1 protein-coding gene is annotated in these 915 nt (G+C 73.2%); it reads right to left on the bottom strand.

What is annotated here, in order from left to right; all coding sequences use genetic code 11:
- Positions 1 to 915, bottom strand: a 915-nt coding sequence (locus R6V09_RS53970; RefSeq protein ID WP_317888671.1) for an MFS transporter, incomplete at both ends; no start/stop codon positions are given.

The following is a 915-nucleotide window of genomic DNA, read 5'->3' as shown; positions in this document are numbered from 1 at the left end:
CCGCCGAGCAGCACCCCCGCCCCCGTACGGAACGCCAGCGCGTACCCCTCCGTCAGGGCCTCCGGCGTACTCCCACCGCTCCCCGCCACGCTCGCCGTGCGCGCCGCCGCGATCGTCGACATCACGGCGAGGCCCAGCGAACCCCCCATCGTGCGCGAGGTGTTGACCAGTCCGGAGACGAGACCGGCCTCGCCCGGCGCGGCCCCGGACGTGGCGAGCGCGGCAAGCGGGGTGGCGGTCAGGCCCGCGCCCAGCATCATCAGGATTCCGGGGAACATGATCTCCGTCAGATAGTCTCCTCGCGCGGTCATCAGCGACTGCCAGCCGAAGCCCACCGCCGCGATCAGCGTCCCGAGCACGGCGACGTTGCGCGCGCCGAGGACCGGCATGAAGCGGGGTGCCGACTTGGAGCCGACGAGGACGGCCAGGGAGCTCGGCACCAGCGCGAGCCCGGCCTCCAGCGGGGTGTAGCCGAGGACGTTCTGCGCGTACAGCGTCATGAAGAACCACATGCAGAACATCGCGGAGCCGCACAGGAACATCGCCGCGTTGGCCGACGACACCGCCCGCGCCCGGAACAGCCCGAGCGGCATCAGCGGAGCAGCCGTGCGGGCCTCGACGACGAGGAAGAGGGCGATCAGCGCGAGTCCGGCGGCCAGCGGCGTCAGGGTGGCGGTGGCCGTCCACCCCTCGGCCTCGGTCTGCGAGATGCCGTACGCCAGCACCCCGAGGCCCGCCGTGACCAGGACGGCACCGGGGAGATCGAGCCGCCGGCCGTCCCCGGCCCGGCTCTCCGGGAGCCGGCGCAGTGAGCTGAGCAGCACCACCGCGCCGACGGGCACGTTGATCAGCAGCACCCATCGCCATGACAGCGTGTCCACGAGCACTCCGCCGACGAGTCCGCCGGCGGCCCCG

The sequence above is a fragment of the Streptomyces sp. W16 genome (genome assembly GCF_033194735.1).
Classification (GTDB): Bacteria; Actinomycetota; Actinomycetes; order Streptomycetales; family Streptomycetaceae; genus Streptomyces.
The sequence above is the reverse complement of the archived record's forward strand: the minus strand, read 5'-3'. Positions and strand labels throughout refer to the sequence as shown.